The sequence below is a fragment of the Dolichospermum lemmermannii CS-548 genome (assembly GCF_028330815.1).
In the GTDB taxonomy this organism is placed as follows: domain Bacteria; phylum Cyanobacteriota; class Cyanobacteriia; order Cyanobacteriales; family Nostocaceae; genus Dolichospermum; species Dolichospermum lemmermannii.
The window spans coordinates 1-24,838 of the sequence record NZ_JAQMTJ010000092.1 but is presented as its reverse complement, the minus strand read 5'-3'; the positions used below and the strand labels follow the sequence as shown (position 1 = coordinate 24,838).

Sequence of the window (24,838 nt, the reverse complement as noted above, 5' to 3'; positions counted from 1 at the left end):
ATAGATTTTGATGACATTTTTGGTGATTTACTGTTTCTCAAATGCCTTTTTTCACTTTATCTGTTTGTTTTGATGCTCCCTTTGATTTTCATCTCCGTAATTTCCCTCTGTAACATTTTGGGGTGCGGAATGTGGGATAAAACCTTGACCAATTTCACCATAAACTTTTTCAAAGTTAAACCCACAAACATAACAAGTTATGCCATAATATTCAATACATTGTTTTCGAGCTTGATTACTTCTTTCATAAGCATTAACTGTTACTTGACGAATAAACCCTTCTTTTAAGGTTTGAGTTTCTTCTGTTTCTCTTACTTCATCAGGAAATAATAGGATATCATCTATTACACTAACAGAATCGAAAAAGTATTCAAAATCTAGTTTTGGATTATTTAAAATATTACAAACTAAATCATATATTTCTTCTTCAGGATATGCTTTAAATCCATCATAAATTTCTTTTTCAACACGCCATAAATCTCTTTGCCACCAACCTTTACGACTGTTTTCATGATAAGGATCAAAAGCATCTCTAAAATTTTTAAGTGTATTAGATGAAATTTCAAGCATAGAACCAATTTTCTGATGTGTTTCCCCTTTGTTACCAAGTCCTAATCTCTGATAACTATCTTTATCAAATCTTGAAAGATAATAACCTACTATATAAGCATAGGGACAATTACAATCACTAAATGAATCTATCAGGCTATCCCAATTATCAGGTTTTTTCATTATTCACAACTCCTTTTGATTATCAAAAATATTGTGTTTAACTATTATAACCCAAATATTCAACCTAAGCGACTGCAAACTCTGTAAACTTGCGAGTTTCAGGATCATGAAAAGCTAAAACAATATTCTCTTTTGGTACGCCTTCCCTTAATAACTCAGTTGCAATACCTTCCTCAGTCCAATCTTCTTCAATGTAAATTTTTTCATTTTTAATTCTGACATAAACAGTAATACCTCTAACTTTGTGATCATTATGCCAACCTGTTTGAAACCAAAGATATTGATCTCTTTGTTCATCAAAAGCTAGAATACTATCAACACCATCAGGATTAGGCGTTTGTGATGCTAATTGCTCATATTCATTCAGAATTTTCTTGATCACATTGCGATATTGATTTAATTTATCCATTGAATTATCTCCTCCTTATTCAAATCAACAACTATTAACTTTAAATCATTTTCTTCCATGATGAACGAAATCGCTTTTTGCAGAAAGAAAGATTGATAAATACTGCGACTTACCCCTAAATAAATTGTTACTTTAGGAAGAATAACTTTTAACAAGGTACGATAAATAATATATTGCCCTAAAGCTGTTTCAAATTCACGCATGGGTGAACGACCAATAAAACTTTTAATTTCTACAATAATTTGTTGTCCATTGCGTTCAATTTCTAAAGTTCTATCAGCTAATAAATCAGCAAATAATTGTATCTCCTCATATTTAATAGTATAAGGATCACGAATAATCATCCAACTGTCTTTAATCAAGGCATTTTTAATTGCTTCATGGTAAGTATCCCTAGCTGACATAAAAATTAAATTCAGAAAAATTTTAATAATCTGATCATAATCTATAAACTGTCTATTTCTGACAAATTCGTTTACCAGTAACTCCTGTAACAATTCCCTTACAATAAAATAAAGAAAGCAAGACATTACAGGATCACAATCTAAACCATGCTACAAGAATATCGTCAACAGGTTGCCGATCGCGCTCAATTGGGTATTCCTCCTTTACCCTTAGACGCACAACAAACATCAGCATTGTGTGAATTACTGAAAAATCCACCCACAGGTGAAGAAGAGTTATTATTAAATTTATTACGCGATCGCATTCCCCCTGGAGTAGATCAAGCTGCTTATGTAAAAGCTGGATTTCTGACTGCGATTGCTAAAGGAGAAATTACCAGTCCTTTAGTTTCACCAGTTGACGCAGTAGAATTACTGGGAACGATGATTGGTGGTTACAACGTTCAATCCTTAATTGATTTACTCCAAGTTTCCAGCAGTTCTGTATCAGAATCTTCAGAAACACCCTTGGTAATGGGAGGAGAAGGAAGAGAACAAATCGCCGCTTATGCAGCCAACGCCCTCAGCAAAATTATGTTGGTGTATGATGCTTTCCATGATGTTTTGGAATTGTCCAAAACCAACCCCTACGCCAAACAAGTGGTAAACTCCTGGGCAGAAGCAGAATGGTTTACGTTGCGTCCCACATTACCAGAATTTATCACCGTTACCGTTTTCAAAGTTCCCGGAGAAACTAACACCGACGACTTATCACCGGCAACCCACGCTACAACCAGACCAGATATTCCTTTACACGCTTTGGCGATGTTAGAAACTCGTCAACCGGGAAGTTTAGAAACCATTGCAGAGTTAAAGAAAAAAGGATTTCCCGTTGCTTACGTCGGTGATGTCGTGGGTACAGGTTCTTCGCGCAAGTCTGCAATCAATTCTGTATTATGGCATTTGGGCAATGATATTCCCTTTGTGCCAAACAAACGGGCGGGAGGTTATATTTTAGGAAGTGCGATCGCTCCCATCTTTTTTAACACAGCCGAAGATGCCGGTGCATTACCCATTCAATGCGATGTCAGCAAAATGGCAACCGGTGACATAATCACCATTTATCCCTACAAAGGAACTGTTCTAAACGCCGCAGGAGAAGTAATTTCCACCTTCAGCCTCAAGCCTGACACCATTTTAGACGAAGTTCGCGCTGGTGGACGCATTCCCCTCCTAATTGGGCGTACCCTCACCGATAAAACCCGTCTAGCATTGGGTTTAGCGCCCAGCACTTTATTTATTCGTCCTCAAGCCCCAGTGGACACCGGCAAAGGCTACACATTGGCGCAGAAAATGGTCGGTAAAGCCGCTGGTTTACCAGGAGTACGTCCGGGAACATCTTGCGAACCAATCATGACTACAGTGGGTTCTCAGGACACTACAGGCCCAATGACCAGAGACGAATTGAAAGAACTCGCTTGTTTAGGTTTCAGTGCAGACTTGGTAATGCAGAGTTTCTGTCATACAGCCGCATATCCCAAACCTGTGGATATTAAAACCCACCAAGAATTACCCGACTTTATCTCCTCCCGTGGTGGTGTGGCGTTGCGTCCTGGTGATGGTATCATTCATTCTTGGCTAAACCGGATGTTATTACCCGACACCGTGGGTACAGGTGGAGATTCCCATACTCGCTTCCCCTTGGGTATATCCTTTCCTGCGGGTTCGGGTTTAGTAGCGTTTGCTGGTGCATTGGGTGTCATGCCTTTGGATATGCCAGAATCAGTTTTGGTCAGATTTACAGGGGAATTACAACCAGGAATTACATTGAGGGATGTTGTCAATGCCATTCCTTATGTGGCTATGCAAAAAGGTTTGTTAACTGTCGAGAAGCAGAACAAGAAAAACGTTTTCTCTGGCAAGATTTTGGAAATTGAAGGTTTACCAAATTTGAAAGTTGAACAAGCTTTTGAATTAACTGATGCTTCGGCTGAACGTTCTTGTGCTGGTTGTACAATTAAATTAAGTGAAGAAACAATTGCGGAATATTTACGTTCCAATATTGCCCTTTTAACTAATATGGTAGCACGGGGTTATAGTGATGCCAGAACTATTATGCGCCGCGTGGCAAAAATGCAAGAATGGTTAGATCATCCAGTATTATTATCTGCTGACGCTGATGCCGAATATGCAGAAATAATTGAAATTGATTTAAGCCAAATCACAGAACCAATTGTAGCTGCTCCCAATGACCCAGATAATGTTAAGTTATTATCGGCAGTTGCCAATGATCCTGTACAAGAAGTATTTGTCGGTTCTTGTATGACAAATATCGGACATTATCGAGCAACTGCGAAGGTTTTAGAAGGTGCAGGAGATGTGAAAGCGCGGTTATGGATTGCACCCCCAACTCGCATGGATGAACACCAATTAAAGGCGGAAGGTGTGTATGATGTTTTCGTGGCTGCAAAGGCGAGAACTGAGATACCAGGATGCAGTTTATGTATGGGAAATCAGGCGCGAGTTGATGATAATACAACGGTGTTTTCTACCTCGACTCGTAACTTCAATAATCGCATGGGTAAAGGCGCTCAAGTGTATTTAGGTTCGGCGGAATTAGCAGCGGTTTGTGCGTTGTTGGGAAGGCTTCCTAATGTGCAGGAATATTTGGATATTGTGGCAGAAAGAATTCATCCTTTTGCTGATGATTTGTATCGCTATTTGAACTTTGATCAAATTGCCGGTTTTGAGAATGAAGGGAGGGTGATTAGTAAGGAGGAACAGGCGGCTTTGGTATAATGTAATTGGGGTGAGTCTTGATGGCTCACCTGAATGTTATAATTTACATTTTATGGGGAAGAGTCATTTTAAGAAAGCAATATCATCTTTGGAATCTCGTATTGCTGAACACAAAGAAAAAATTAGGCTAGAATTAGAGAAGGATTTTCCAGATCCAGGTTTGATTAATCATTGGGAAAAGGAAATCAGAGCTTTTGAATAAGGGATAAAACAAGCGTTAAAAAGATTGGGGAAAAACTAATGACACTCGCAAAACTAAAAATTACCAGTGAAAACTCAACGCTTAATCAGTTACTAATGGAATTACAGGAAGAATGCCAAAATGTGATTTCTCTGGTTAATCAATTACAACTTTCTGAGTTAAGCGATCGCCAAAAGGGTAAAATTATCTCAGAATTGCTGGTAGCTTCTATTCATTTGCATTCCCATTGTGATGAAGATTGGCAAAATTTAATTTCCGATGAGTTGGAAACTTTAGCAGATGATTAATGGAGAAAATCTTATGAATATAAAGAGGTGTAAAAATGATTGAATTACATCCTGAGTTTTTAACAAAAAATGGTCAAAAACAATTTGCAGTTTTACCTTATGAGGAATTTTTGAAGATTACGGAATTGTTAGAAGATTTGGAAGATTTAAGAGATTTACGGGATGCTAAGGAAGAAGAGAAAGATAGTCTTTCCGTATCTTTAGCTGATGTTAAGAAAATGCTTATACATAATCCATAGGTAAACAAAAATGAACTTTTACACAGTTGTTCTCAGACAAAGTTCCGGTTATTGGGTGGGTTTGTGTTTAGAAAATGGGATTGTTGGACAGGGAGATACTCAAGAAGATGCAGTTAATAAATTAAAGGCAGCAATAGAATCTTTTGAAGATGTTTATCAATCAGAAGATAATATTTATAAATCTCCTATTTCTATAGATGAATTACATGAATTTTTGTTAGTTGAGGAAAAAGAAAAACAATCAGAAATCTATGAATTGAGGAAGGTTTATGCCTAAAAATATACCTTCTTTAAGACCCAAGGAATTAATTAAGTTATTAGAAAAAGCAGGTTGTAGTTTTTATAGAGAGGGAAAAGGTGATCATTGTTTATATACTCGTGAAGTTGAAGGGAAAAAGAGAGTAGTTCCTATAGATATGGGTGCAAGGGAAATGTCTCCAGGTTATGTTTTACGGATTTTTCGGCAATTTGGTTTTAGTGATGAGGAGATTGAAGGTTTGTTGAGGTAAATCAAGGATATTTTTGATCAAATTGTTGGTTTTGAGGATGAAGGGAGGGTGATTAGTAAGGAGAAGCGGCTTTGGTATAATTTAGGTTAGGGTGGGCTGGATGGACTCACCTGAATGTTATAATAGTTTATTATCGGGGTCAACAATGCCAGCAAAGGATACTTGCCATGATGCGGTCAAAAATGCTTTAATTAAGGATGGTTGGACAATTACGGCTGATCCTTATTATATAATTTATAGAAAATTAAGACTTGTTGCTGATCTAGGTGCTGAACGTCCATTATCTGCTCAAAAAGGTGATGAGAAAATAGTGATAGAAGTTAAAAGTTTTCTAAATCCATCATTTATTTATGATTTAGAAAGGGCTGTAGGTCAGTATATCATTTACCGTAATTATCTTAAAAGAACCGCACCAGACCATCAGATTTACTTAGCACTTGGTCAACTTGTTTATAAAGCTAATTTTGATGAAACTATCCAAGTTGTTGTTGATGAAAACCAACTTAAATTAATCATTGTAGATACAGACAAGGAGGTTATTACCAAATGGATAAGTTAGAAAATTACCGTTTTTTAATCAAAAAAATCTTAACAGAATATCATCAACTTTTTTCCTCTGCATCTCCTGATAATATAGAAATGCTATTAGCTTTTGATGAGCAAAGAGATCAATATTTATGGTTTCAAGTTGGTTGGACAACTGAAGAAAGAATTAAGGGAATTTCTGTCCATATTCGCATTAAAAATGAGAAGATTTACATTGAAGAAGATTGGACTGAGGAAGGAATTGCAACAGAATTATTGAGGGAAGGTGTACCCAAAGAGGATATTGTTTTAGCTTTTCATGATCCAGAAACTCGTAAGTTGACGGAGTTTGCTGTGGCTTGATTAATTTATAAACAGGAGAAAATACATCCTTTTGCTGATAATTTGTATCGTTATTTGAATTTTGATCAAATTGTTGGTTTTGAGGATGAGGTGAGGGAATATTTCATGGTCAGGATATCCCGATAGAGAAATCAACTATCAATTAACTATGAAAATACATAAAAAAAGCTGATTATTCGGGGGGGGGTAGATATATTATTACTTATATTTGTGAATTTTGAGGATGTTTTAGGAAACAATTAAAACATAGCTTTTGTCAGCTAAAAATAATCAAATTGTATTCAAAGGAGCAAATAAAATGGTACAATTCAATGCAGCACTAAGAACAGAATATGAACAACTCTACAGAGATTGTCAAATCAAATCTGATAAACTAAGTCAAGTTGATACGATTGTTAATCGTCTTATAGACAATCGCTCTCGCTATAAAAAAGTAGAAAGACTGACTGATGTTCCTTGGTTCATCGTTGCAGTAATTCATCAACTAGAAGCTAGTGGAAATTTTAATACTCATTTACACAATGGCGATCGCTTAAGTGCTAAAACAATTAATATTCCTAAAAATCGTCCCCCCGGAAAGCCACCTTTTACATGGGAAGAATCGGCACAAGATGCTTTAACTTTTGATGATTTAAATAATTGGACTGATTGGAGTATTGCCGGAAGTTGTTGGAAACTTGAAGGCTACAATGGACTAGGTTATCGGCGGTTTCACTCTGAAGTAAAATCTCCTTATTTATGGAGTTTTTCTAATCACTATACTAAAGGCAAATTTGTTTCCGATGGTAAATTTGATACCGATAAAGTGAGTGAGCAATGTGGCTCTGTTGTGCTTCTCAAAAGAATGGAAGAAAAAGGATTTATTTCCTTATCACCAGAAAGTGGAGTGGGTGACGATATTGATACAACAACAAAACAAAAAGAGGTAACATGGTTTGAGCTTTATCGTAAGGAAGAAGATGGCACATCTTATCCAGTTATCGCCGCTTGTGCAGGTTCAGAAACTATTGAAGTAGTAGAATTAAAAACCAAACTAACGGATGAATTTGTAGATTTTTTAGGCAAATATCCGACAGCAAAAACCTTTTTAATTGCTCCCTCTAGTAAGGCTATTCCTTCTGTTACCGCACCTGATATTACCATTACTCCTACCACTGATTTACCAATCTTAACTCGTATTCTGCGTTGGGGTAGTAAAGGAGATGATGTTAAAGCCTTGCAAAAAGCACTTAATGATTTAGGATTTAATGCTGGCGAAGTAGATGGTGAATTTGAAAATAACACAGAAAATGCTGTTAAAGCTTTTCAGTTAAAAGCAGGTTTAATGATTGATGGGGAAGTTGGTCCCATGACTTGGGTTAAACTTGGTGGTAAACCTGGAGATAGCATTTCTGAAGATCCATCTGATCCTATTTATTTACGATTGGCTGGTTTTGCTGAAATTGAAGCCGCTAAAGGACTTACTTGGAGTAGTGCAAGTAGTGAAGCGGAAAAATACCTCAAACCTTTCCGTAAACCTATGCAAAGTATAGGTCATATCGGAAGTGATCCAGTTTTTTATAATTGGTGTGCGGCTTTTGTTGCTTATTGTTGTCGTAACGTAGGAATTGATATACCAGATCAACCTGAAGGTTTTTGGGCAACAATGGCTTTAGTTGAATCTTGGAAATTTTGGGCAAAACAAAACGATTTTTGGTGTCCTAAAGGTTCGGTAACTCCTATGCGTGGAGATATTGTTACTTTTGATTGGCCTGGTAAGAAGGCTACGGGTGAATTTAATCATATTGGCATTATCAGAGCATATTCTCAAGGAAGTTCTGTAATCAAAACTTCTGAAGGAAATAAAGATAATACCAGTGGTAACTTTACTCGTAATTTGTCCTCTGTCTCAGGATTTATCAGAATCCGTTAACTGAGTAGAGTAGGAACTATAACAAAGCGATCGCTGTTTGGGTGTGGTTTTGTGGAGAGCGATCGCTCTTTGGTTATGCTTTGGAAGTGCGATCGCTTATTTGATGAAAGGAGTTCAAGTGATCGCTTTTTTGTGATACCATCACAGCTAAGAAGCCCAACAAGTATGATCAGGAAAAGTACCCGCTTTCCAATGTTGACGTAACTTAACCATTGCTCTTGTTAAAATATGTTGATAATTTTCACTATTAACAGCTTCAACTTCTTGAATTTTTCCATCATTTTTATCAAGACGAATTTTACCTAAATGTTCAGGATCAGTACCGAAATTATAAGTAACACCTTGATCATCTTCATTAACTTTAATTAACATTACATAAAAAGCCATAATATTTATTGGTGAGAAATTTGCGTTTATGTCCTCTGCCGTTGTACTTGCAGTTTTAACATGATTTCCGCGTGCATTTCGCGGGTAATGGGATAGAAGTAGACTAAAACTAACCCGGCAATTAAACAAACAGTTGGTATTGGTCCAACAGCGATACGAATGGCTAAAAGTGCAGATTCAGGTTGTACAGGTAAAGAACTTTGTCCAGCAACCGCTTCTTTAAAACCATAAGCTTGTAAGGTATTACCGACCAAAAACAGCCCGAAAGCTAAACCAAATTTTTGTAATAAAACCATGAAACCATAGAAAATACCTTCCCGTCGTTGTCCAGTTTGCAATTCATCTAATTCAATCACATCAGGGATCATTGACCAGGGAATTAGATAAGCTGTAGAAACTCCCATACCTGCCATTACAGCCATAACATACATTAAACCAACTTGATTTGGCTGTAAGAAAAATAATCCAGCAGCCGCAATAATCCAGGAACTCATTCCTAAGAAATAAACGATTTTTTTGCCAATCTTTTTACTTAAATAACTCCAAATAAATAGCATAAATAAAGCCGTTCCCTGGACTGCAATCATAACTGTGGGGACATCTCCCTCTTTAAGTTTCATACAGTTAACGACAAAATAGGGAATAATGCTGGCTGTGATTTGCACACCTAACCAAGAAAAAAGATAGATAGCAATTACAAACAGAAAAGGTTTATTACTAAAGACAATTTTTAGCTGTTCAAAAAAGGGAATTTCGGCTTCTTGTGGTAATTCCATCCGTTTAGCTTCAAAAGCTAAAATGCGATCGCGCACCCCATAAACGCACCAATACAAGGATAAAACCGAAATCACGGTACACACAGCCGCTAAAACTAAATATTGTTGTTGGCGATCGCTAATTTGTGAGAAAATAATTTTTGATAAAATCAACGATAAAATACTGCCACCAATAGAAAACGTAAACCGAAAACTATTCAAACTAGTCCGTTCATCGTAATCTTGAGTTAACTCAGGAGTCATGGCTGTATAAGGCAAATTCACAACAGTATAAAATGCCTGAGATACAATCCCAATTACTACATAATACCAAAATAAACACCAAATATTACTACTTTTGTCAGCAGTAAATTGGGGGACAATCCACTGCAAGAAAAAGAAAAATCCAAAAGGAATTGCCCCATATAAAAGCCAAGGTAGACGACGACCCCAGAGCCGGGATTGGGTTTTATCAGTCAACATTCCCACCATAGGATCATTGATACCATCCCAAATTTTGCCAATCATCAAAATACTACCTGCCAAACCCGCTGGAATTCCTGCCACATTGGTAAAGAAAACCATCATGTAAAATACAGCAATATTTGCAGTAATCGCTGGTCCCAAATCTCCCGCACCATAAGCTAATTTAGTTTTAAAATCTAATTTTTCACTTGTTAGCGACTTAGGAAAATCGTTATTATCACCATGATCCTTAACCATAAATTACACCCTTATGAATTGACAATTGACAATTGATAATTGACAATTATTAACACACTTATTTTAGTTTTATGTCAGACCTTTACATTTCTTGGTCAGATTATCACCACAAAATTGAACAACTGGCTGTAAAGATTTATCAATCGGGTTGGGAATTTAACCAAATCGTCTGTTTAGCTAGAGGGGGACTGCGAGTAGGAGATATTCTCTCCCGCATATACAATCAACCATTAGCAATTTTAGCTACTTCATCTTACAACGGCGCAGGTACATATAAAAGAAGTAATTTAATTATTTCTCGTCAATTAACCATGACTAGTGAAAATTTAGGTTCACGGATTTTGCTAGTAGATGATTTAGTAGACTCTGGTATCACTATTCAAGAAACAGTTCCCTGGTTACAGAAACATCATGATTTTCCCATTCAAGAAATTCGCACCGCTGTAATTTGGTATAAAGCTTGTTCAGTTGTTGTTCCTGACTATCACGTTGATTATCTGGCTGATAATCCTTGGATTCATCAACCTTTTGAACATTACGAATCTATTAATCCTGCGGAATTGGCAAAAAAGATGAGTCAACGATGATAATTAATGTTATCTGTCATTTTGTTTGAAAGCGATAGCTGCGCTCGCCGAAGGCATCGCCTAAACCTTTGAGAGTCATATTTTGGGCGATCGCATCATGGGGTATCAACACATAAACCCAAGGCTTTCCATTGTGTTGTAGCATATAATTAGAAGCATTTTGACACCATTTAACGGCTACATCCTTCTTAGCAACCACTTGAGGACTATCTATTTCATCTCGATTTTTGGGTTCAAGCATATAGATAATTTCTGCTGTTTCTGCTACAAAATCGGGTTGATATTCTAAATAATTTCCATCCCATTTGTAATAAATTTGAAATTGTCCTCTTGCTGGTTTAAACCATTTTATTGCATCTCGTTCCAAAATTATAGATAATACTCTTTCTGCTTCTGATTGAAATTTTTGTTCTGCATAAAGGCATTTTTCAAAACCTGTAAACAGATATTTGAACATATTGCTTTTATCGGGAGGCGAGGTTCTATAATCTAAATAATTCCTTGCATTTGTGGTATAAGCACTCTCTTTTAAGGTTGTAAAACCTTTGCTAATTTTGGGTTTGTAATCAACTTTATCATCTTCCCAGAAATGTTTTATCATCTGGTTATGGACAAATTTAGCAATTTCGATTTGGTTATGAGATAAAACTTTATGTGTCTCTTCTTCTGATAAGTAAGTGAGAAAATGACTAATAACCTGACTTGCTAAATCATAAAGTAAATCAGCATTTTCATCATAACAAATATCATCAAAATTAACTAAGTTTTTGACAATATAGTTTTCTAACTGAAATTCTTCAGAATTGTCTGTTTTGATTTCTAAAGATGTAGAATCATCCGTTGCTAAAGATTGGATATATAATTCTTTTTTGGATGGAACACGATAATTTAAACCTGTCACATCTAAAGCAAAAGACCTAAAACCTGATTTTACTTCCCCTTGGGGAACAACAATAATTTTGGGAATATCAATGGTTTGTTGAATAACTAAATTAGTGGTTTTAGCCACAATATCTGCAATATCTGGTGGTGTGCTTACACCTTCAATTTCTAATTGTTCCGGCTGATATTCTCTAGCTACAGCTTCCCGCACTATTGATTGAACTTTTGGTGTTGAAAGATAGGATATAGTTGGTACTTTCTCCGGCTGATTTTCTAACTTTTGAATTTCTTGGTAAGTCAGATTTGCAATCTTTTGTTCGATGATAGATGCAAATATAGATGTTTGAATATCTTGGTTTTCTGTTTCTGGAATAGTTATATTTTTTTCACTCTTTTGTTCCGTCGTGATTCCTAAACTTTGGGCAAGTTTTGACTGTGAAACTACTGTTTTGTTTTTTTGTTCTAACTCTTCAGGTGTGAGAATAATTTGTTGCAATCTAATTTCTGATTCTGGGCGTTTTGCTTCTTCCACAATTTCTTGAAATTTGTCATGGGCAACAATATTTAAACGATCTACAATGGTGATACCTGTACGCTTTCCATAAGGTAAACGTAATCCCCTACCAATAGATTGTTTAATCAAAATTTCCGAATTTGCGGCTCTTAATGGTACAATTGTATAAAGGTTAGTCACATCCCAACCTTCCTTTAACATATTCACATGAATAACTATTTCTGTTGGTTCATCTGGATGTTCTACTTTTAGCAATCTTTCTACCATTTCATCTTCTTGAGCGCCTGTTTTACTAGAATCAACTTGAATGACTTTATCTTTGTAAAACCCTGCTGCAAATTCATCAGATTTAATCAGTTCTAAAAGTTGTGTAGCATGGGTAGTGTCACGGGCAATAACCAGCATAAATGGCTTAACAGTTGGCTTTCCTGTTTGAAGAGCATAAATTTTTAATTCAGCCTTAATATTTTCGTGTAAATAAATTCCATCTTCTAATTTGATTTGTTCAATTGCTCCTGGTGATAAACTGGCAGGATTAAAGTCTTTACGAGTAACAACAGCAGGATCTTTAACAAACCCATGTGTAATTGCTTTTCCTAAAGAATATTCATAAATAACATTTTTAAAATATACTGGTTTTTTACTGGTTTCTATAGAAGGTGTCGCTGTGAGTTCTAAACCCATTAATGGTTTTAATTCATTAATTGCTCGAATACCTGCTGAAGCTCGATATCGGTGCGATTCATCCATTAAAATTACTAAGTCTTTTAATTGAGATAGATAATCAAAATAACTTTCACCAATATATTCAGATAGTCGTTTGATTTTAGGGGTTTTGCCACCGCGTACTTCAGAATTAATTTTTGAAATATTAAAAATATTGATTTTGCAGGTAATTTGTGGATCTAAAATTGTTCTCGCATTGGTTTCATAGTTTTCACCTGTGATAATAATTGGTGAATTGATTGCAAATTCAGAAATACCTGTAAATACATATTTGGGATTATTAGGTGTAAAATCTGTAATTAATTTATTATAAATTGTTAAATTAGGTGCTAAAACAAAGAAATTCTTGATCCCGTGTACTAGATTTAAGTAGCTGATAAAAGCCCCCATTAATCGCGTTTTACCCACACCTGTAGCTAGTGCAAAACATAGTGATGGAAATTCCCTTTCAAAATCTGTAACTGTGTAGAATTGTTGATGAATTTTCGCTAAACTTGTTTCTATATCTGATTGTCCATTGATAGGCAAAATATCACAAACCCGATCCAAAATTTCTAATGATTTTCTTTGAGGTTGTCTGAGACTGAGACGATTAGCAATGTTATTAACGATGTTATTCATTGTATGTTATCCATCTAAAATAATGATTGTTGTATATGCTGTTGTTGTGGTTTTTGTGGTGATGGTTGTTCAATTTTTGGAGTTGCTTTAGGCAGGTTTTCGGTTTTTAAACTGTAATCATCGTGTCCCCATTCACAGCGTGAAAGTATTTGTTGAGGAATTTTTTTGATGGTCAGATTTGGGAATATATCAACTTTGCCACGAAAAGCACTACATAAAACTAATAATGTGCGTTCTTGTCCTACTTCATCAGCAAGTTGAGATAATTGTTCTTGACTGAGATTTTGGGTAGTGACATAAATAAAATCTCGTTCTGTAGAATAACCATGTTGCCAATAAAATGTATCTGATGGTGAGTATGTAAAGCCTTCAATTTTGCAGAGTGCTTCTGCTAACATAGCAGGGTTATATTCTTTATTAATAATCCAGTTACCCCATTTGTCTTTTTCTAATAATGATGGTGCAAGGCAATAATAACGAAATCCGCCGCCACCTTTCCAGTTTACTGTTTTGCTAATGCCACCTTGATCTTCGCCATCAATTACTTTTTTAAGTCGGGGAATAATATGGGTATGACAATGTTCCCCCAGTTCTATCATTATCCAGCGTCTTCCCATTTTGTGTGCAACTGCGCCTGTTGTTCCTGAACCTGCGAAGGAGTCGAGAACAAGATCACCGGGATTTGTTGATAAGTAAATAATTCGCTCAAGAAGCCTTTCCGGTTTTGGTGTATCAAAAACATTTTCATTCCCAAAAATTGAGATAATTTCCCTCTTAGCCTCTTGAGTATGTCCCACTTCCTCATTAGTCCACCAAGTCCATGCTACCTGTCCTTCAGACTCACTCAAAAACGTTTTACGGCGAGGCATAGAAGAGCCATCTTGACCGAACCAAATTCTATTATCTTCAACCAACTTGAGAAAGACTGACTCAATATTTTTCCAACATTTTCCGGCAGGTGGTTCAAAAGTAGCGCCAGAAGGTGTTGTTATCTTATACATTTGATTCGGTCTATATCCCTGTGCTGTATAGTCTGAGGAAACCCAAGAACCACGAGGATCATTATCAGGATTTCTATAAGCTGATTTTTGCTTTTCGTTTTTTGGCAATGGTTTAATTTTGTTTTTAAAATGATCCATACTTTTGGCTATGACGAGTAAATGATCATGACCTGCACCTAGTGTAGCTCTAATATCTGGTGAGAGTCTTTTCTGCCAAACCACATTCGCCACAAAATTTGCACGTCCAAAAATCTCATCACACATTACTTTTAAATAATGTGCTTCGTTATCATCAATTGTAATCCAAATAGAACCATCTTCAGATAATAAATTACGCAAAATTTCTAAACGATCTCGCATTAAACCTAGCCAGATAGAATGTTCAACGCCATCATCATAATGTTCAAAGGCCGAACCAGTATTATATGGAGGATCAATAAAAATACATTTAACTTTTCCTGTAAATTCCTGTTCTAAAGCCTTGAGAGCTAACAAGTTATCCCCAAAAATTAAGCGATTATCAAAAATATCATTTTCACTGACTCGATATGCAGCATGATAAGATTTTTCAGGATCTTCTAATAAAATTCGCGGTTCTAATTTGGGGCGAATTTCTTTACCAATCCATGTAAGTTCAAGTCTTTGCTTTTTAGTCATAATTAGTTCTGATTTTATCTCAAATATTAAAAAACCTCTCCCTAACCCTCTCCTACAAGGAGAGGGAAAAAGAATAAAAATGAATACTCAATATTTTTTTGTAATCCCCCTTCCCTTGTAGGGAAGGGGGGGTAGGGAGGTTAGGTTTTTCATATCTACTAATTTCCCAACATCTTCTAAGCATCCCTGTTAGCCAATTTTTGCATCACCGCACTGGTTAAAGACTTAACATCAGTTAGACTTCTAAAAATAGCAAGATAGCCTTTTTCATCACTAGCAAACTGAGATTCAGCGAGAGTATAAATTAATTCAGCAAGTTCTATACCAATTCTGGAGAACTCAGTCAAGTCATCTTGAGATAAATTAACTTCTGGTTTATTGATTAGAGATTTATAGCGTCTTGATAAAATATCTAATATAAACAATCTACCATGTTGATAGAAATTTTTACGCCGAGTTTCTGTTTCTGCTTTTCGAGAATCTTCAAAAATCTGATCAAGATATTCAAATATACGCACATAGCGACAAAGTGTAATTCCTGAAAGCTCATCACTAAAAAGTGTTGGATAATAACGCTTATAAAGCTGACTAATATCTTTCTTTGCGGCCACAATTATTTCAGGATTACTGCTAAAACAAGCCAGGGCTATTGCAGCTTGTTCAATGGTGATAGCACCCTGATTATCTGCTGATGGACGATATTGATAGACAATATTTGATACCATACATTCTTGCCGCAACCGTTCTTGATTAGGATCTAAAGCTGCAAAATAAATATCACGGACTGTATTTTGTGTATTCCTCGCTTTGGTGATTTCTACTCCTATTTTATCTGAGCTTGTCCCTAATTCAATGATGGTAACTAATAATTTTGCATTGGTAGAAATAGAACCATTAGCATTAAATACAGATGCAATAGATCCCACTGTTTGCGCTCCATTGACTATCGAAAACCCCTCTAAAGTAAATTGAGTTGAGTCCTGATTGTGTCCAGATGGTAAACTAACCTTTGCACAAGTAATGGTTAATCCATTATTGAGATAAAAAAGTTCTGATGGTTGTTCTTCTACAGTTTCAGCAATTGCTAAGTTAACATCTTCTGTACCCAGATAATAACGGATATTATTCTCAAATAATAATTTATTATGCTGGTTATATAAATTAGCTAGTTCAGCAGCATTCACTAATCCATAAAAAGCTTTTCTGGGCTGTTCTAAACAATGCCATTTTTCTAAAGTCAATTTAACCTCAATAGGTGCATTTTCCTGTTTCGCTGTCAACCATCCATAAATATTTTTAAGATTTAAATCTTGCCATTGAAAACGCAAATCAAACTTATTTAGTTCATTTTCTAATTGATTGAGATCATTAACTACATGAGTTCCCAAACTCTCATCTAAATATATATTACAGCCAACTATTATTACGCCATTTTTGTCTAAAGCATCTTCAATATCTTGTTGCAAGCGAGAAAAACTCGAATTAAATTTTTGAAACCGTTTATGGACAAGATCCCTAATTCCATCACAGAATTTTTTATTATCACCCATGTTGGGAGCATTTCCCGCTTTAGCCTGTACTAACCAAAGCCGATTATTAACCCGATCAAAATAAACTGCATCAATACCATTATCATCTCCTCCATTGATAATCGAGTGAGCAGCTTGAGGAGGAGTAAGATCAGCGAGATTAGTAATGGCAAATGCAGCCAAAGAACGACTTAAACGATTTTTATAATGTTGTTCTGGTGTCCAATTTCTCTGAAGTTGAGGGATCATCGGAAAATAATCCCGTGTCAAAACTTCAATGATTTGAGTCCTTTCGGCTGTGGTATTCGGCTTAGGCATTGAGCGATTAGAATTGTTTTTAATACATCATCCCAGAATTGGGTACAGGTAAGATACTTATTTTCAAAACAACCATAACCAAACAGGAAGAGTAAACAACAAAACTATCATCCCCATAGCTAAAGCAGTAACAGCCAAATCTCTATCCAAATCAAAGGTTTCTGCTATTACCAATGTAGCCAAAGCTGGAGGCATACCCATTTGCAAAACTATCACCTGTGCTGCATTACCAGTAACACCAAAAAATGAGAGAGTGCTACCTAAAATCATCGGCACTAATAGCATTTTAATGAACACACTACTCCCCGCTTGTGGTAATTTTCCCCAAGATTTTAGTTGGGAAAGTCGCATTCCAATTAACATCAAAGATAAAGCAACTGCACCCCAAGCCAATTTTTCCAAACAAAATACCACTGGAGAGGGAAGCGTCACTTGATGCAATAATAAGCCAAATCCAAAACTCCATAAAGCCGGATTAATCAAAATTACCTTTGCTATTTGCATCTGATTTTGGATATTATTACCAAACTTAGCAGCAAGAAACACACCTAAACCATAAGCACCAAACAGCGAACCCAACATATCGTAAAATAAAGCCCAGGCAAAATATTCTTTACCTACCATTGCTAAAGTAATGGGAAAACCCAAATTACCTGTATTACCTACCATTGCTGCTAGAATCAAACTACCTTGAGTTGTCGCGGGGGGAACTGAATCAGTGAAATGGGCTTGGGCTTTGATTCTTAACCAAGCTAATAATGCCCCCAGAAAGATTGCCAAGTGAGCTATTATCGGTGCAATCCAAATCTGTCCTGATAAATCTGTTTGTAGTAAAAAACCGATGATGCTTATAGGTACTCCCACCCAATAGAGAAATTGACCTACGTAAGTGGAAGTATTGTTAGGCAACTTACGTCCCAGTATAAATCCCACTAGGATTAATCCGACTAACTTGATATATAGTTCTAAAAGATTTATCAAAATTACACCATAATTCAAAATTAAGCATTAAACAAAACTCATTTCTTCTTTAACTAACTATTAAACACAAACAGGAGCAAAAACTTGAATAAAGCTGGGTTTCCTAAAAAACCGCACAATTCCTACCCTCTCTCTGGTGATGATATCCCAGTGGCTTTACGCGATACAAATGATGCAGGAAGTAAGATCAAAGTCCAACCTGTGGTTTTGATTATAGGTGGATTAACAGGATTTTTGCTACTGGCTGTCTCTAGTGGTTTTTTGTTTTCGCTGACGACACCTAAGCCAACTGCTAATTCTGTAGCTGCACCAATTAGTTCTACACCCATAGCCGCTAATACCCCAAATAATAATGATACGGTGTTGGGGCATTTTCCCTATTCAGAAGCACCAGAATCAGAATTAGCCCCAATTACGGGTGACAGTAGAATCAGAATGCGAAAAGCTGCCGCTGTCAAATTTCAAGCCATGGTACAAACCGCTAGAAGTGCGGGTGTAATTTTAGTTCCAATTTCTGGCTTTCGTTCTGTACAAGAGCAAAAGCAGTTATTTTTCGGTGTAGGCGCACAGCGGAATCAAACCCCAGCCGAAAGAGCATCCCTCAGCGCACCACCAAATCATAGTGAACATCATACAGGTTATGCGGTGGATGTTGGCGATGGCACAGTCCCAGCAACTAATCTCCAAGCTAATTTTGATAATACCAAAGCTTATCAGTGGTTACAAGCCAATGCTGCCAAATTTAGTTTTGAAATTTCCTTTCCGAAAAATAATCTTCAAGGCGTGAGTTATGAACCTTGGCATTGGCGTTTTGTCGGCGATACTGATAGTTTAGAAACATTTTATAAAGCCAAAAATATCAAACCTGTAAAAACACCATAATGATAGTCAGAGAATATCAGATATCTGACACTGAAGCAATAATGAGACTGTTTTATGATGTTTATGGAATGAAAAGCCGACCTACTCCCAAATAATTATCAATATCTATGATAATCTCAACTATACGATCAACACATTGTTCTCGATAATCATATTCGTCAATGCGATCAAGATTCCCAATTGTAATCACAGGAAATGAAGTTGGTGTATTTTCTTCACGCATTACTTGTTCTAATGAATCCTCACCTTTCACATTCCGATTAGCGGTGAGGATCATCATTTGATTTGCTTGAGCATAACACCAAACTGCGCGGTCATTACTATCCATTGATAAATCCGCTTCTCGAAATGTGACAAAACGAATAGATAGTAACTCAAGCCAACCGTTTTTCGCCAAGATTCCCAGCAAAACTACAGCGTATCCATCAAGATTGTAATCCACTAAAAATATCATGGCTTTATTGAGGTACGTTGGGCTTTCTGCTCCTCAAGTTTCGCCCAAAGAGCCTGTTTTTCGGGCTTTTGTGGTTTTGCTGCCATTTTTGCAAAGTGTTCGCGGTTACGTTCTTCCCAGTATTGATAAATTTCTTCTCTAGTTTGTAGAACTTCTTGATATTCAGCTTCTACCTGAGTATGATTTGTGTCAATGTAAGATAAAGCTGCACTAATTTGTTCATCTGTGAGATTGAATTTATCTCGAATTAACTTCGGAGGATACTGAGCCTTGATCAAATCTATTACATCATAAAGGGTGATGCGCGTTCCCGCAATTGTGAGTCCTCGCTCAGTCCGAATAATAAATGCTTTTTCACTTGATAAGATGGTCTTCATGTTTAAATTTATTTACCAACTACTATTCGTATTCTAATATTAATTAGATAACAATACCCTGTTTGAGATTGATCAGCCAAATACAAGCATTCAGCTTAATCAACAAAATCGGTGCAGTTCCCCACACCGATTTACATAATTTAACTCTAGTTTTCCGTGCCATATTCCTTAGGCTAATGCGGAAGCTTGGGGTTTGGCAAAAATCATCCTTCCAGCAGAAGTTTGTAAAGCACTGGTAACTACTACTCGCAATTCACCACCAACATAACCTCTACCTTCTTCCACTACTACCATTGTGCCATCATCTAAATAGCCAATTCCTTGAGTCGGTTCTTTTCCTTCTTTGAGAATTTTCAAATCAAGATAATCACCAGGTAAATAAGTTGGACGAACAGCATTGACTAAATCATGAACATTCAAAACTGGAACTTTTTGCACACTAGCAACTTTCGATAAATTGTAATCATTGGTGAGTAATGTGCCATTGATTTCTTGAGCAAAACGCACCAATTTAGCATCAACAGTGGCAGTATCTTCATAGTCCACAGGATTGATTAAAATGCGTTCGGGATAATTTTCCCGAATGCGGTTGAGAATTTCTAATCCTCTTCTTCCCCTCACCCGTTTTTGATCCTTACTCGCGTCGGCTACTTGTTGTAATTCTTGTAAAACAAATTGGGGGACAAGAATTAATCCTTCTAGAAATCCTGTTTCTAGTAATGTTTCAATCCGGCCATCTATAATGCAGCTAGTATCTAAAACCTTAGTATTAGCAGGTTTAAGAGTTCCTTCCACCACCATACTTTCCACAGTATTGGGGTTAATTAATCTTAACAAACCCCGTCCGTGAGTATCGGCTAAGTTCATTCCTGTAACAGAGAGGATAATACTGCCAACAACCGCAACAAGAGGTTTGATAAAACCAAAATCTGGGGGAATGGGTAATAAAAATAGCGGGGCTAACATCAGATTGGCGAGTAATAGCCCAATTACTAAGCCAATGGCACGGGTGAGAATGACTTCTAGGGGCATTTCCCGGACTTGTGACTCTAGCCGACGGTATGTAGTCTGGAAACTCAGCCCGACTGCACCACCGATAATGGCAGCAAAGACAGCGAAAACTAGGCGTAAGGCATCTAAATCACTAACTCCATTAAGAGTACCAGGGGGGAGTAGATCAGTGCTGAAATAACCTATTCCCGACGCTGCCAAGATAAATGAGAGAATAATAATGACATCCAGCATGGTTATGTTGTGTTCCTACAACGATATTTATTCGATAGAGTAAAGTATGCTTGTTTGAGTCCTTTTTAGTGATGGAATCATCTTAGCTGCTCAGGCAGACAGAATATGCCAACATTATAACTAAAGCGTTTTTACTGCATATTATTTTTATTCTTAGGGAAAAAGGATGAAAAGTTGTAAACAAACTCCTCATTTTCATTATTTTTAACAGTCAAATCAAATTAACTTCACTATTGTTCAAAATGAGTCAAAAAGATATTGGTTGGGGGATTCCCAGTTCTGCTTATGTGCATATTCCCTTTTGTCGGCGACGATGTTTTTATTGCGATTTTCCGGTATTTGTGGTCGGGAATAACTCACGGGGCGAAAATTCTGGGACAATTGGCGAATATGTTGAAGTTTTATGTCAAGAAATCAGGATTGCACCAACTTATAGTCAACCTTTAGAAACAATTTTTTTTGGTGGTGGTACTCCTTCACTATTATCAACAGCACAGTTGCAATCTATATTGACAACCTTAGAACAGCGATTTGGCATTGCCTCTGGGGTAGAAATTTCTATGGAAATTGACCCAGGGACGTTTGATTTTGTACATATCGCTGGTTATCGTAGCTTAGGAGTAAATCGCGTGAGTTTGGGTGTCCAAGCTTTCCAAGAAGAATTGTTAAAAACTGCTGGGCGATCGCATTCCCTTGTAGATATATTTACAGCTATAGAGTTAATTCACAAGGTCGAGATTCCCGAATTTAGCTTAGACTTGATTTCTGGCTTACCGTATCAATCTTTAGCACAATGGCAAGATTCCTTAATCCAAGCAGTAGCAGCCACCCCAACTCACATTTCCATCTATGACCTGACCATTGAACCCGGAACAGCCTTCAATCGTTATTACAAACCGGGAGATCATCCCTTACCCACAGATGAAACCACCGTCAAAATGTATCAACTGGGGCAAAAAACCTTAACTGATGCTGGTTACGAACATTACGAAATTTCCAATTATGCCCAACCAGGACATCAATGCCAACATAATCGAGTTTATTGGCAAAATCGCCCCTATTATGGCTTTGGTATGGGTGCAGCCAGCTATATACAAGGTAAACGCTTCACCCGTCCTCGTAAAACCCAGGAATATTACCAATGGTTAAAAAATGGTGCTGTCATTGATTGTGAAATCACACCACAGGTAGATGTTTTGTTAGAAACTCTCATGTTAGGGTTACGGTTAGCCGAAGGAATCAGTTTAAATTCCTTAGCAACAAACTTTGGCAACCATCAAGTTGAGAGAATTCAAAGCTGTTTGCAACCATACTTTGCTCAGGGTTGGGTGAAGATTGTTGGGGATAGGTTGCGTTTTAGCGATCCCGATGGTTTTATATTTTCTAATGTGATGTTAGCGAAGTTGTTTGAGGAGTTAGGAGAATAATAAATTATGTTTCGCGCAAAGGCGCAAAGAAGCAAAGGCGCAAAGTTTGAAATTTGTGAGTTTCCAATTTTATATTTTAATTTAGCAATGCCGATTATTGCATCAAATTATCATTTGCAACTTCACCAGGATAAAAGTTGAGGTTAATTAGATCTTCCCATAAATATAGGCATTGAGAAGGAAAGGTTGATAACGGTAAATTGGTTTCTCCTGATGCTAAATCCCTAGCATTTTCATAAGCTTCCTCAAGTGCTACTTCTAGAGAAGACTGCAAACTAGGATTTTCATTCAGTAATTTTATGATGTCTCGGCGTTGAATCCGAATAGTTGCTAACCAACTGCGACTACGTTTTGATGATTGATATTCCCACTTGAGTAAATGTCCAATTAAAATAATCAGACGATTTCTTAATTCTTGGCGTTCCCTTCTCCCCAAAGATTCAACTTCCTCAATTAAATTCACTAAATCAACTTGATTCCATAGCTGATAACGTAATAAATTAGCCTGTTGTTGAGTCCAGGCATAAAAATCCGCTTCATAAAGATTCAGGTTGACAGCGGATTCTTTCGCCCTTGGTGACTGCATAATTAAAACCTAGTAACGTTGAATTAATTATAACTCCCTTCTTCCTTTGCGCCTTTGCTCCTTAGCGTCTTTGCGCGAAACAAAAACCTAAAAAGTCACCACACTCCGAATAGATTCCCCCCTGTGCATCAAATCAAAAGCATCATTAATCTTTTCAATCGGCATCACATGAGTAATTAAATCATCAATATTAATCTTACCATCCATATACCAATCTACTATTTTCGGTACATCTGTCCGCCCTCTTGCACCACCAAAAGCCGAACCTTTCCAAACCCTGCCAGTTACTAATTGAAAGGGACGAGTGCTAATTTCTTTACCTGCACCAGCTACACCAATAATCACACTCACACCCCAACCTTTATGACAACATTCTAAAGCTTGACGCATGATATTGACATTACCAATACATTCAAAGGAATAGTCAGCACCACCGTTTGTTAAATCTACCAAATAAGGAACTAAATCACCTGCAACTTCTTGGGGATTGACAAAATGTGTCATGCCAAATTTTTCAGCTAATTCGCGTTTTTTAGGATTAATATCTACACCAATAATCTTATTCGCGCCCACCATTCGCGCCCCTTGGATCACATTTAAACCAATGCCACCTAAACCGAAAACTACCACATTTGCGCCTGGTTCTACTTTAGCTGTATTCACAACTGCACCAATTCCTGTTGTCACACCACAACCGATATAACAAACTTTATCAAAAGGGGCATCTTCCCGAATTTTGGCAACGGCGATTTCTGGCAATACCGTATAATTAGCGAAGGTGGATGTACCCATATAATGGTGAATCATGTCGCCACCGATACTAAAACGGCTCGTACCATCGGGCATTAAACCCCGTCCTTGTGTACCGCGAATTGCTTGACAGAGATTGGTTTTGAAGCTTAAACAATAATCACATTGCCGACATTCGGGTGTGTATAAAGGAATTACATGATCTCCTCTTTTTAGACTTTTGACATCAGCCCCTACTTCGACAACTATACCAGCGCCTTCATGTCCTAAAATTGCCGGAAATAAACCTTCAGGATCATCACCAGAAAGGGTAAAAGCATCAGTATGACAAACCCCACTGGCTTTAATCTCAATTAAGACTTCTCCGGCTTGTGGTGGTGCTAATTGTACAGTTTCAATTGTGAGGGGTTTTCCTGCGGTGTAAGCTACTGCTGCTTTAACTTCCAAGATGCAATTCTCCTTTAAGGTTCGTTTTTGGGATTAATATCTACCCAAATAATCATAGTTTGTGCTTACCATTCGCGCATCTTGGATCATTTTACCTTGGATAATTAATTGTCTGAATCAGGATGTCCAGGATTTAAGGATTTACAGGATGTAATTGTCAAATGTTCCCTCAGTAAATTAGACTAGATTTTAGTCGGTTTTAACCGACTTTGGCTTTTAGACAGGGAATTTATTCCTTGGATTCCTTTAAATTTAAAAAATAAACCATGATGAATAGTAATGATATCCAATATTTAATTAGCAAGGCTGACGATTTACTGAGGAATTGTCAAAATGCTATTATTCTCAGCAAACATGGAAACGTATTATCAAAAAATGGACAATATAATAAAGCATTTAAATTATTTGAACGGTCATTGCAGCTTCAACCTGATAATATTATTACTTTAACTAGCTATGGAAACGGATTATCTAAAGCAGGAAGACACGAAAAAGCTTGTGAGATTTTTGAAAGTTCTTTACAAATTAATCCCGATAATATCATAGCATTAACTAGCTATGGAAAAGCATTAGCAGAATCTGGAAATTATGAGAAAGCTTGTGAGATTTTTGAAAGTTCTTTACAAATT

The 24,838-nt window shown here is 36.8% G+C and carries 26 protein-coding genes; 12 read left to right on the top strand and 14 right to left on the bottom strand.

What is annotated here, in order from left to right:
* Positions 1–51: 51 nt before the first annotated feature.
* The 3 genes from PN450_RS24045 to PN450_RS06015 all read right to left on the bottom strand — a co-directional run bounded on the left by PN450_RS24045 (position 52) and on the right by PN450_RS06015 (position 1,545).
* The gene (locus PN450_RS24045) at positions 52–732 is read right to left on the bottom strand and encodes an HNH endonuclease (RefSeq protein WP_417033736.1); all 681 of its coding nucleotides are present in this window, start codon (positions 730–732) and stop codon (positions 52–54) included.
* A 64-nt stretch (positions 733–796) separates the two neighbouring features.
* Entirely contained in the window at positions 797–1,141 is a 345-nt protein-coding gene (locus PN450_RS06020; RefSeq protein ID WP_271835723.1) for a XisI protein, read from the bottom strand.
* Positions 1,129–1,545: a XisH family protein gene (locus PN450_RS06015; RefSeq protein ID WP_213798135.1), complete on the bottom strand. Its 417-nt coding sequence runs from the start codon at positions 1,543–1,545 to the stop codon at positions 1,129–1,131. The genes PN450_RS06020 and PN450_RS06015 overlap by 13 nt, the downstream gene beginning before the upstream one ends.
* 147 nt (positions 1,546–1,692) lie before the next feature.
* Here PN450_RS06015 and acnB point away from each other — a divergent pair, with 147 nt between their 5' ends.
* The 8 genes from acnB to PN450_RS05975 all read left to right on the top strand — a co-directional run bounded on the left by acnB (position 1,693) and on the right by PN450_RS05975 (position 8,360).
* A complete protein-coding gene (acnB, locus tag PN450_RS06010) occupies positions 1,693–4,323 on the top strand; it encodes a bifunctional aconitate hydratase 2/2-methylisocitrate dehydratase (protein WP_271835722.1) in 2,631 nt (876 codons plus the stop codon).
* Between the two features lie 240 nt (positions 4,324–4,563).
* On the top strand, positions 4,564–4,812 hold the full coding sequence (locus PN450_RS06005) for a hypothetical protein (protein WP_271835721.1): 249 nt from the start codon (positions 4,564–4,566) through the stop codon (positions 4,810–4,812).
* Positions 4,813–4,847: 35 nt separating this feature from the next.
* On the top strand, positions 4,848–5,051 hold the full coding sequence (locus PN450_RS06000; protein WP_053538042.1) for a hypothetical protein: 204 nt from the start codon (positions 4,848–4,850) through the stop codon (positions 5,049–5,051).
* A 10-nt stretch (positions 5,052–5,061) separates the two neighbouring features.
* Positions 5,062–5,328: a type II toxin-antitoxin system HicB family antitoxin gene (locus tag PN450_RS05995; RefSeq protein ID WP_168634442.1), complete on the top strand. Its 267-nt coding sequence runs from the start codon at positions 5,062–5,064 to the stop codon at positions 5,326–5,328.
* Entirely contained in the window at positions 5,321–5,560 is a 240-nt protein-coding gene (locus PN450_RS05990) for a type II toxin-antitoxin system HicA family toxin (protein ID WP_271835719.1), read from the top strand. The genes PN450_RS05995 and PN450_RS05990 overlap by 8 nt, the downstream gene beginning before the upstream one ends.
* 100 nt (positions 5,561–5,660) lie before the next feature.
* A complete protein-coding gene (locus PN450_RS05985; RefSeq protein WP_271835718.1) occupies positions 5,661–6,119 on the top strand; it encodes an element excision factor XisH family protein in 459 nt (152 codons plus the stop codon).
* Positions 6,107–6,448: a XisI protein gene (locus PN450_RS05980; RefSeq protein WP_168498341.1), complete on the top strand. Its 342-nt coding sequence runs from the start codon at positions 6,107–6,109 to the stop codon at positions 6,446–6,448. The genes PN450_RS05985 and PN450_RS05980 overlap by 13 nt, the downstream gene beginning before the upstream one ends.
* Before the next feature lie 298 nt (positions 6,449–6,746).
* Complete coding sequence (locus PN450_RS05975) at positions 6,747–8,360, top strand: peptidoglycan-binding protein (protein ID WP_271835717.1); 1,614 nt, start codon at positions 6,747–6,749, stop codon at positions 8,358–8,360.
* A gap of 147 nt (positions 8,361–8,507) precedes the next feature.
* On the opposite strand, the gene PN450_RS05970 is transcribed toward PN450_RS05975, so the two are convergent.
* Together PN450_RS05970 and PN450_RS05965 are read right to left on the bottom strand one after the other, a co-directional pair.
* Positions 8,508–8,747 carry a hypothetical protein gene (locus tag PN450_RS05970; protein ID WP_271835716.1) on the bottom strand — a complete coding sequence of 80 codons (240 nt, stop codon included), beginning with the start codon at positions 8,745–8,747 and terminating at the stop codon, positions 8,508–8,510.
* Between the two features lie 26 nt (positions 8,748–8,773).
* Positions 8,774–10,225: an MFS transporter gene (locus tag PN450_RS05965; protein ID WP_271835715.1), complete on the bottom strand. Its 1,452-nt coding sequence runs from the start codon at positions 10,223–10,225 to the stop codon at positions 8,774–8,776.
* Between the two features lie 71 nt (positions 10,226–10,296).
* On the opposite strand from PN450_RS05965, the gene PN450_RS05960 reads away from it, so the two are divergent.
* On the top strand, positions 10,297–10,812 hold the full coding sequence (locus PN450_RS05960; RefSeq protein ID WP_213713183.1) for a phosphoribosyltransferase: 516 nt from the start codon (positions 10,297–10,299) through the stop codon (positions 10,810–10,812).
* 16 nt (positions 10,813–10,828) lie between these two features.
* On the opposite strand, the gene PN450_RS05955 is transcribed toward PN450_RS05960, so the two are convergent.
* From PN450_RS05955 to PN450_RS05940, 4 genes are all read right to left on the bottom strand, one after another.
* Complete coding sequence (locus PN450_RS05955; RefSeq protein WP_271835714.1) at positions 10,829–13,555, bottom strand: DEAD/DEAH box helicase; 2,727 nt, start codon at positions 13,553–13,555, stop codon at positions 10,829–10,831.
* Between the two features lie 14 nt (positions 13,556–13,569).
* Positions 13,570–15,213, bottom strand: coding sequence for a site-specific DNA-methyltransferase (locus PN450_RS05950; protein ID WP_271835713.1), 1,644 nt, complete (start codon positions 15,211–15,213; stop codon positions 13,570–13,572).
* Positions 15,214–15,389: 176 nt separating this feature from the next.
* Positions 15,390–17,060 (bottom strand): AIPR family protein, encoded by a 1,671-nt coding sequence (locus PN450_RS05945; RefSeq protein WP_271835712.1) that lies wholly within the window; start codon positions 17,058–17,060, stop codon positions 15,390–15,392.
* A 63-nt stretch (positions 17,061–17,123) separates the two neighbouring features.
* Positions 17,124–18,041, bottom strand: a complete 918-nt coding sequence (locus tag PN450_RS05940; RefSeq protein WP_271835711.1) for an AEC family transporter — start codon at positions 18,039–18,041, stop codon at positions 17,124–17,126.
* 84 nt (positions 18,042–18,125) lie between these two features.
* On the opposite strand from PN450_RS05940, the gene PN450_RS05935 reads away from it, so the two are divergent.
* Positions 18,126–18,923, top strand: a complete 798-nt coding sequence (locus PN450_RS05935) for a M15 family metallopeptidase (RefSeq protein ID WP_271835710.1) — start codon at positions 18,126–18,128, stop codon at positions 18,921–18,923.
* Positions 18,924–18,984: 61 nt separating this feature from the next.
* Here the strand turns inward: PN450_RS05935 and PN450_RS05930 are convergent, their stop codons facing one another.
* The 3 genes from PN450_RS05930 to PN450_RS05920 all read right to left on the bottom strand — a co-directional run bounded on the left by PN450_RS05930 (position 18,985) and on the right by PN450_RS05920 (position 20,999).
* A complete protein-coding gene (locus PN450_RS05930) occupies positions 18,985–19,377 on the bottom strand; it encodes a DUF5615 family PIN-like protein (protein ID WP_271835709.1) in 393 nt (130 codons plus the stop codon).
* Entirely contained in the window at positions 19,374–19,754 is a 381-nt protein-coding gene (locus PN450_RS05925; RefSeq protein WP_039201952.1) for a DUF433 domain-containing protein, read from the bottom strand. Before PN450_RS05925 ends, PN450_RS05930 begins: the two co-directional genes overlap by 4 nt.
* A gap of 168 nt (positions 19,755–19,922) precedes the next feature.
* Positions 19,923–20,999: a PIN/TRAM domain-containing protein gene (locus PN450_RS05920; RefSeq protein ID WP_148761225.1), complete on the bottom strand. Its 1,077-nt coding sequence runs from the start codon at positions 20,997–20,999 to the stop codon at positions 19,923–19,925.
* Between the two features lie 242 nt (positions 21,000–21,241).
* Here PN450_RS05920 and hemW point away from each other — a divergent pair, with 242 nt between their 5' ends.
* Positions 21,242–22,426 (top strand): radical SAM family heme chaperone HemW, encoded by a 1,185-nt coding sequence (gene hemW / locus PN450_RS05915; protein WP_271835708.1) that lies wholly within the window; start codon positions 21,242–21,244, stop codon positions 22,424–22,426.
* Between the two features lie 94 nt (positions 22,427–22,520).
* Here hemW and PN450_RS05910 read toward each other — a convergent pair whose 3' ends face one another.
* Together PN450_RS05910 and PN450_RS05905 are read right to left on the bottom strand one after the other, a co-directional pair.
* Positions 22,521–23,012 carry a DUF29 domain-containing protein gene (locus PN450_RS05910; protein WP_271835707.1) on the bottom strand — a complete coding sequence of 164 codons (492 nt, stop codon included), beginning with the start codon at positions 23,010–23,012 and terminating at the stop codon, positions 22,521–22,523.
* A gap of 87 nt (positions 23,013–23,099) precedes the next feature.
* The gene (locus tag PN450_RS05905; protein ID WP_271835706.1) at positions 23,100–24,209 is read right to left on the bottom strand and encodes an S-(hydroxymethyl)glutathione dehydrogenase/class III alcohol dehydrogenase; all 1,110 of its coding nucleotides are present in this window, start codon (positions 24,207–24,209) and stop codon (positions 23,100–23,102) included.
* Positions 24,210–24,475: 266 nt separating this feature from the next.
* Between PN450_RS05905 and PN450_RS05900 the strand changes: the two genes are divergently transcribed.
* Positions 24,476–24,838: tetratricopeptide repeat protein (locus PN450_RS05900; protein WP_271835705.1), on the top strand; the 363-nt coding region annotated here is incomplete at its 3' end.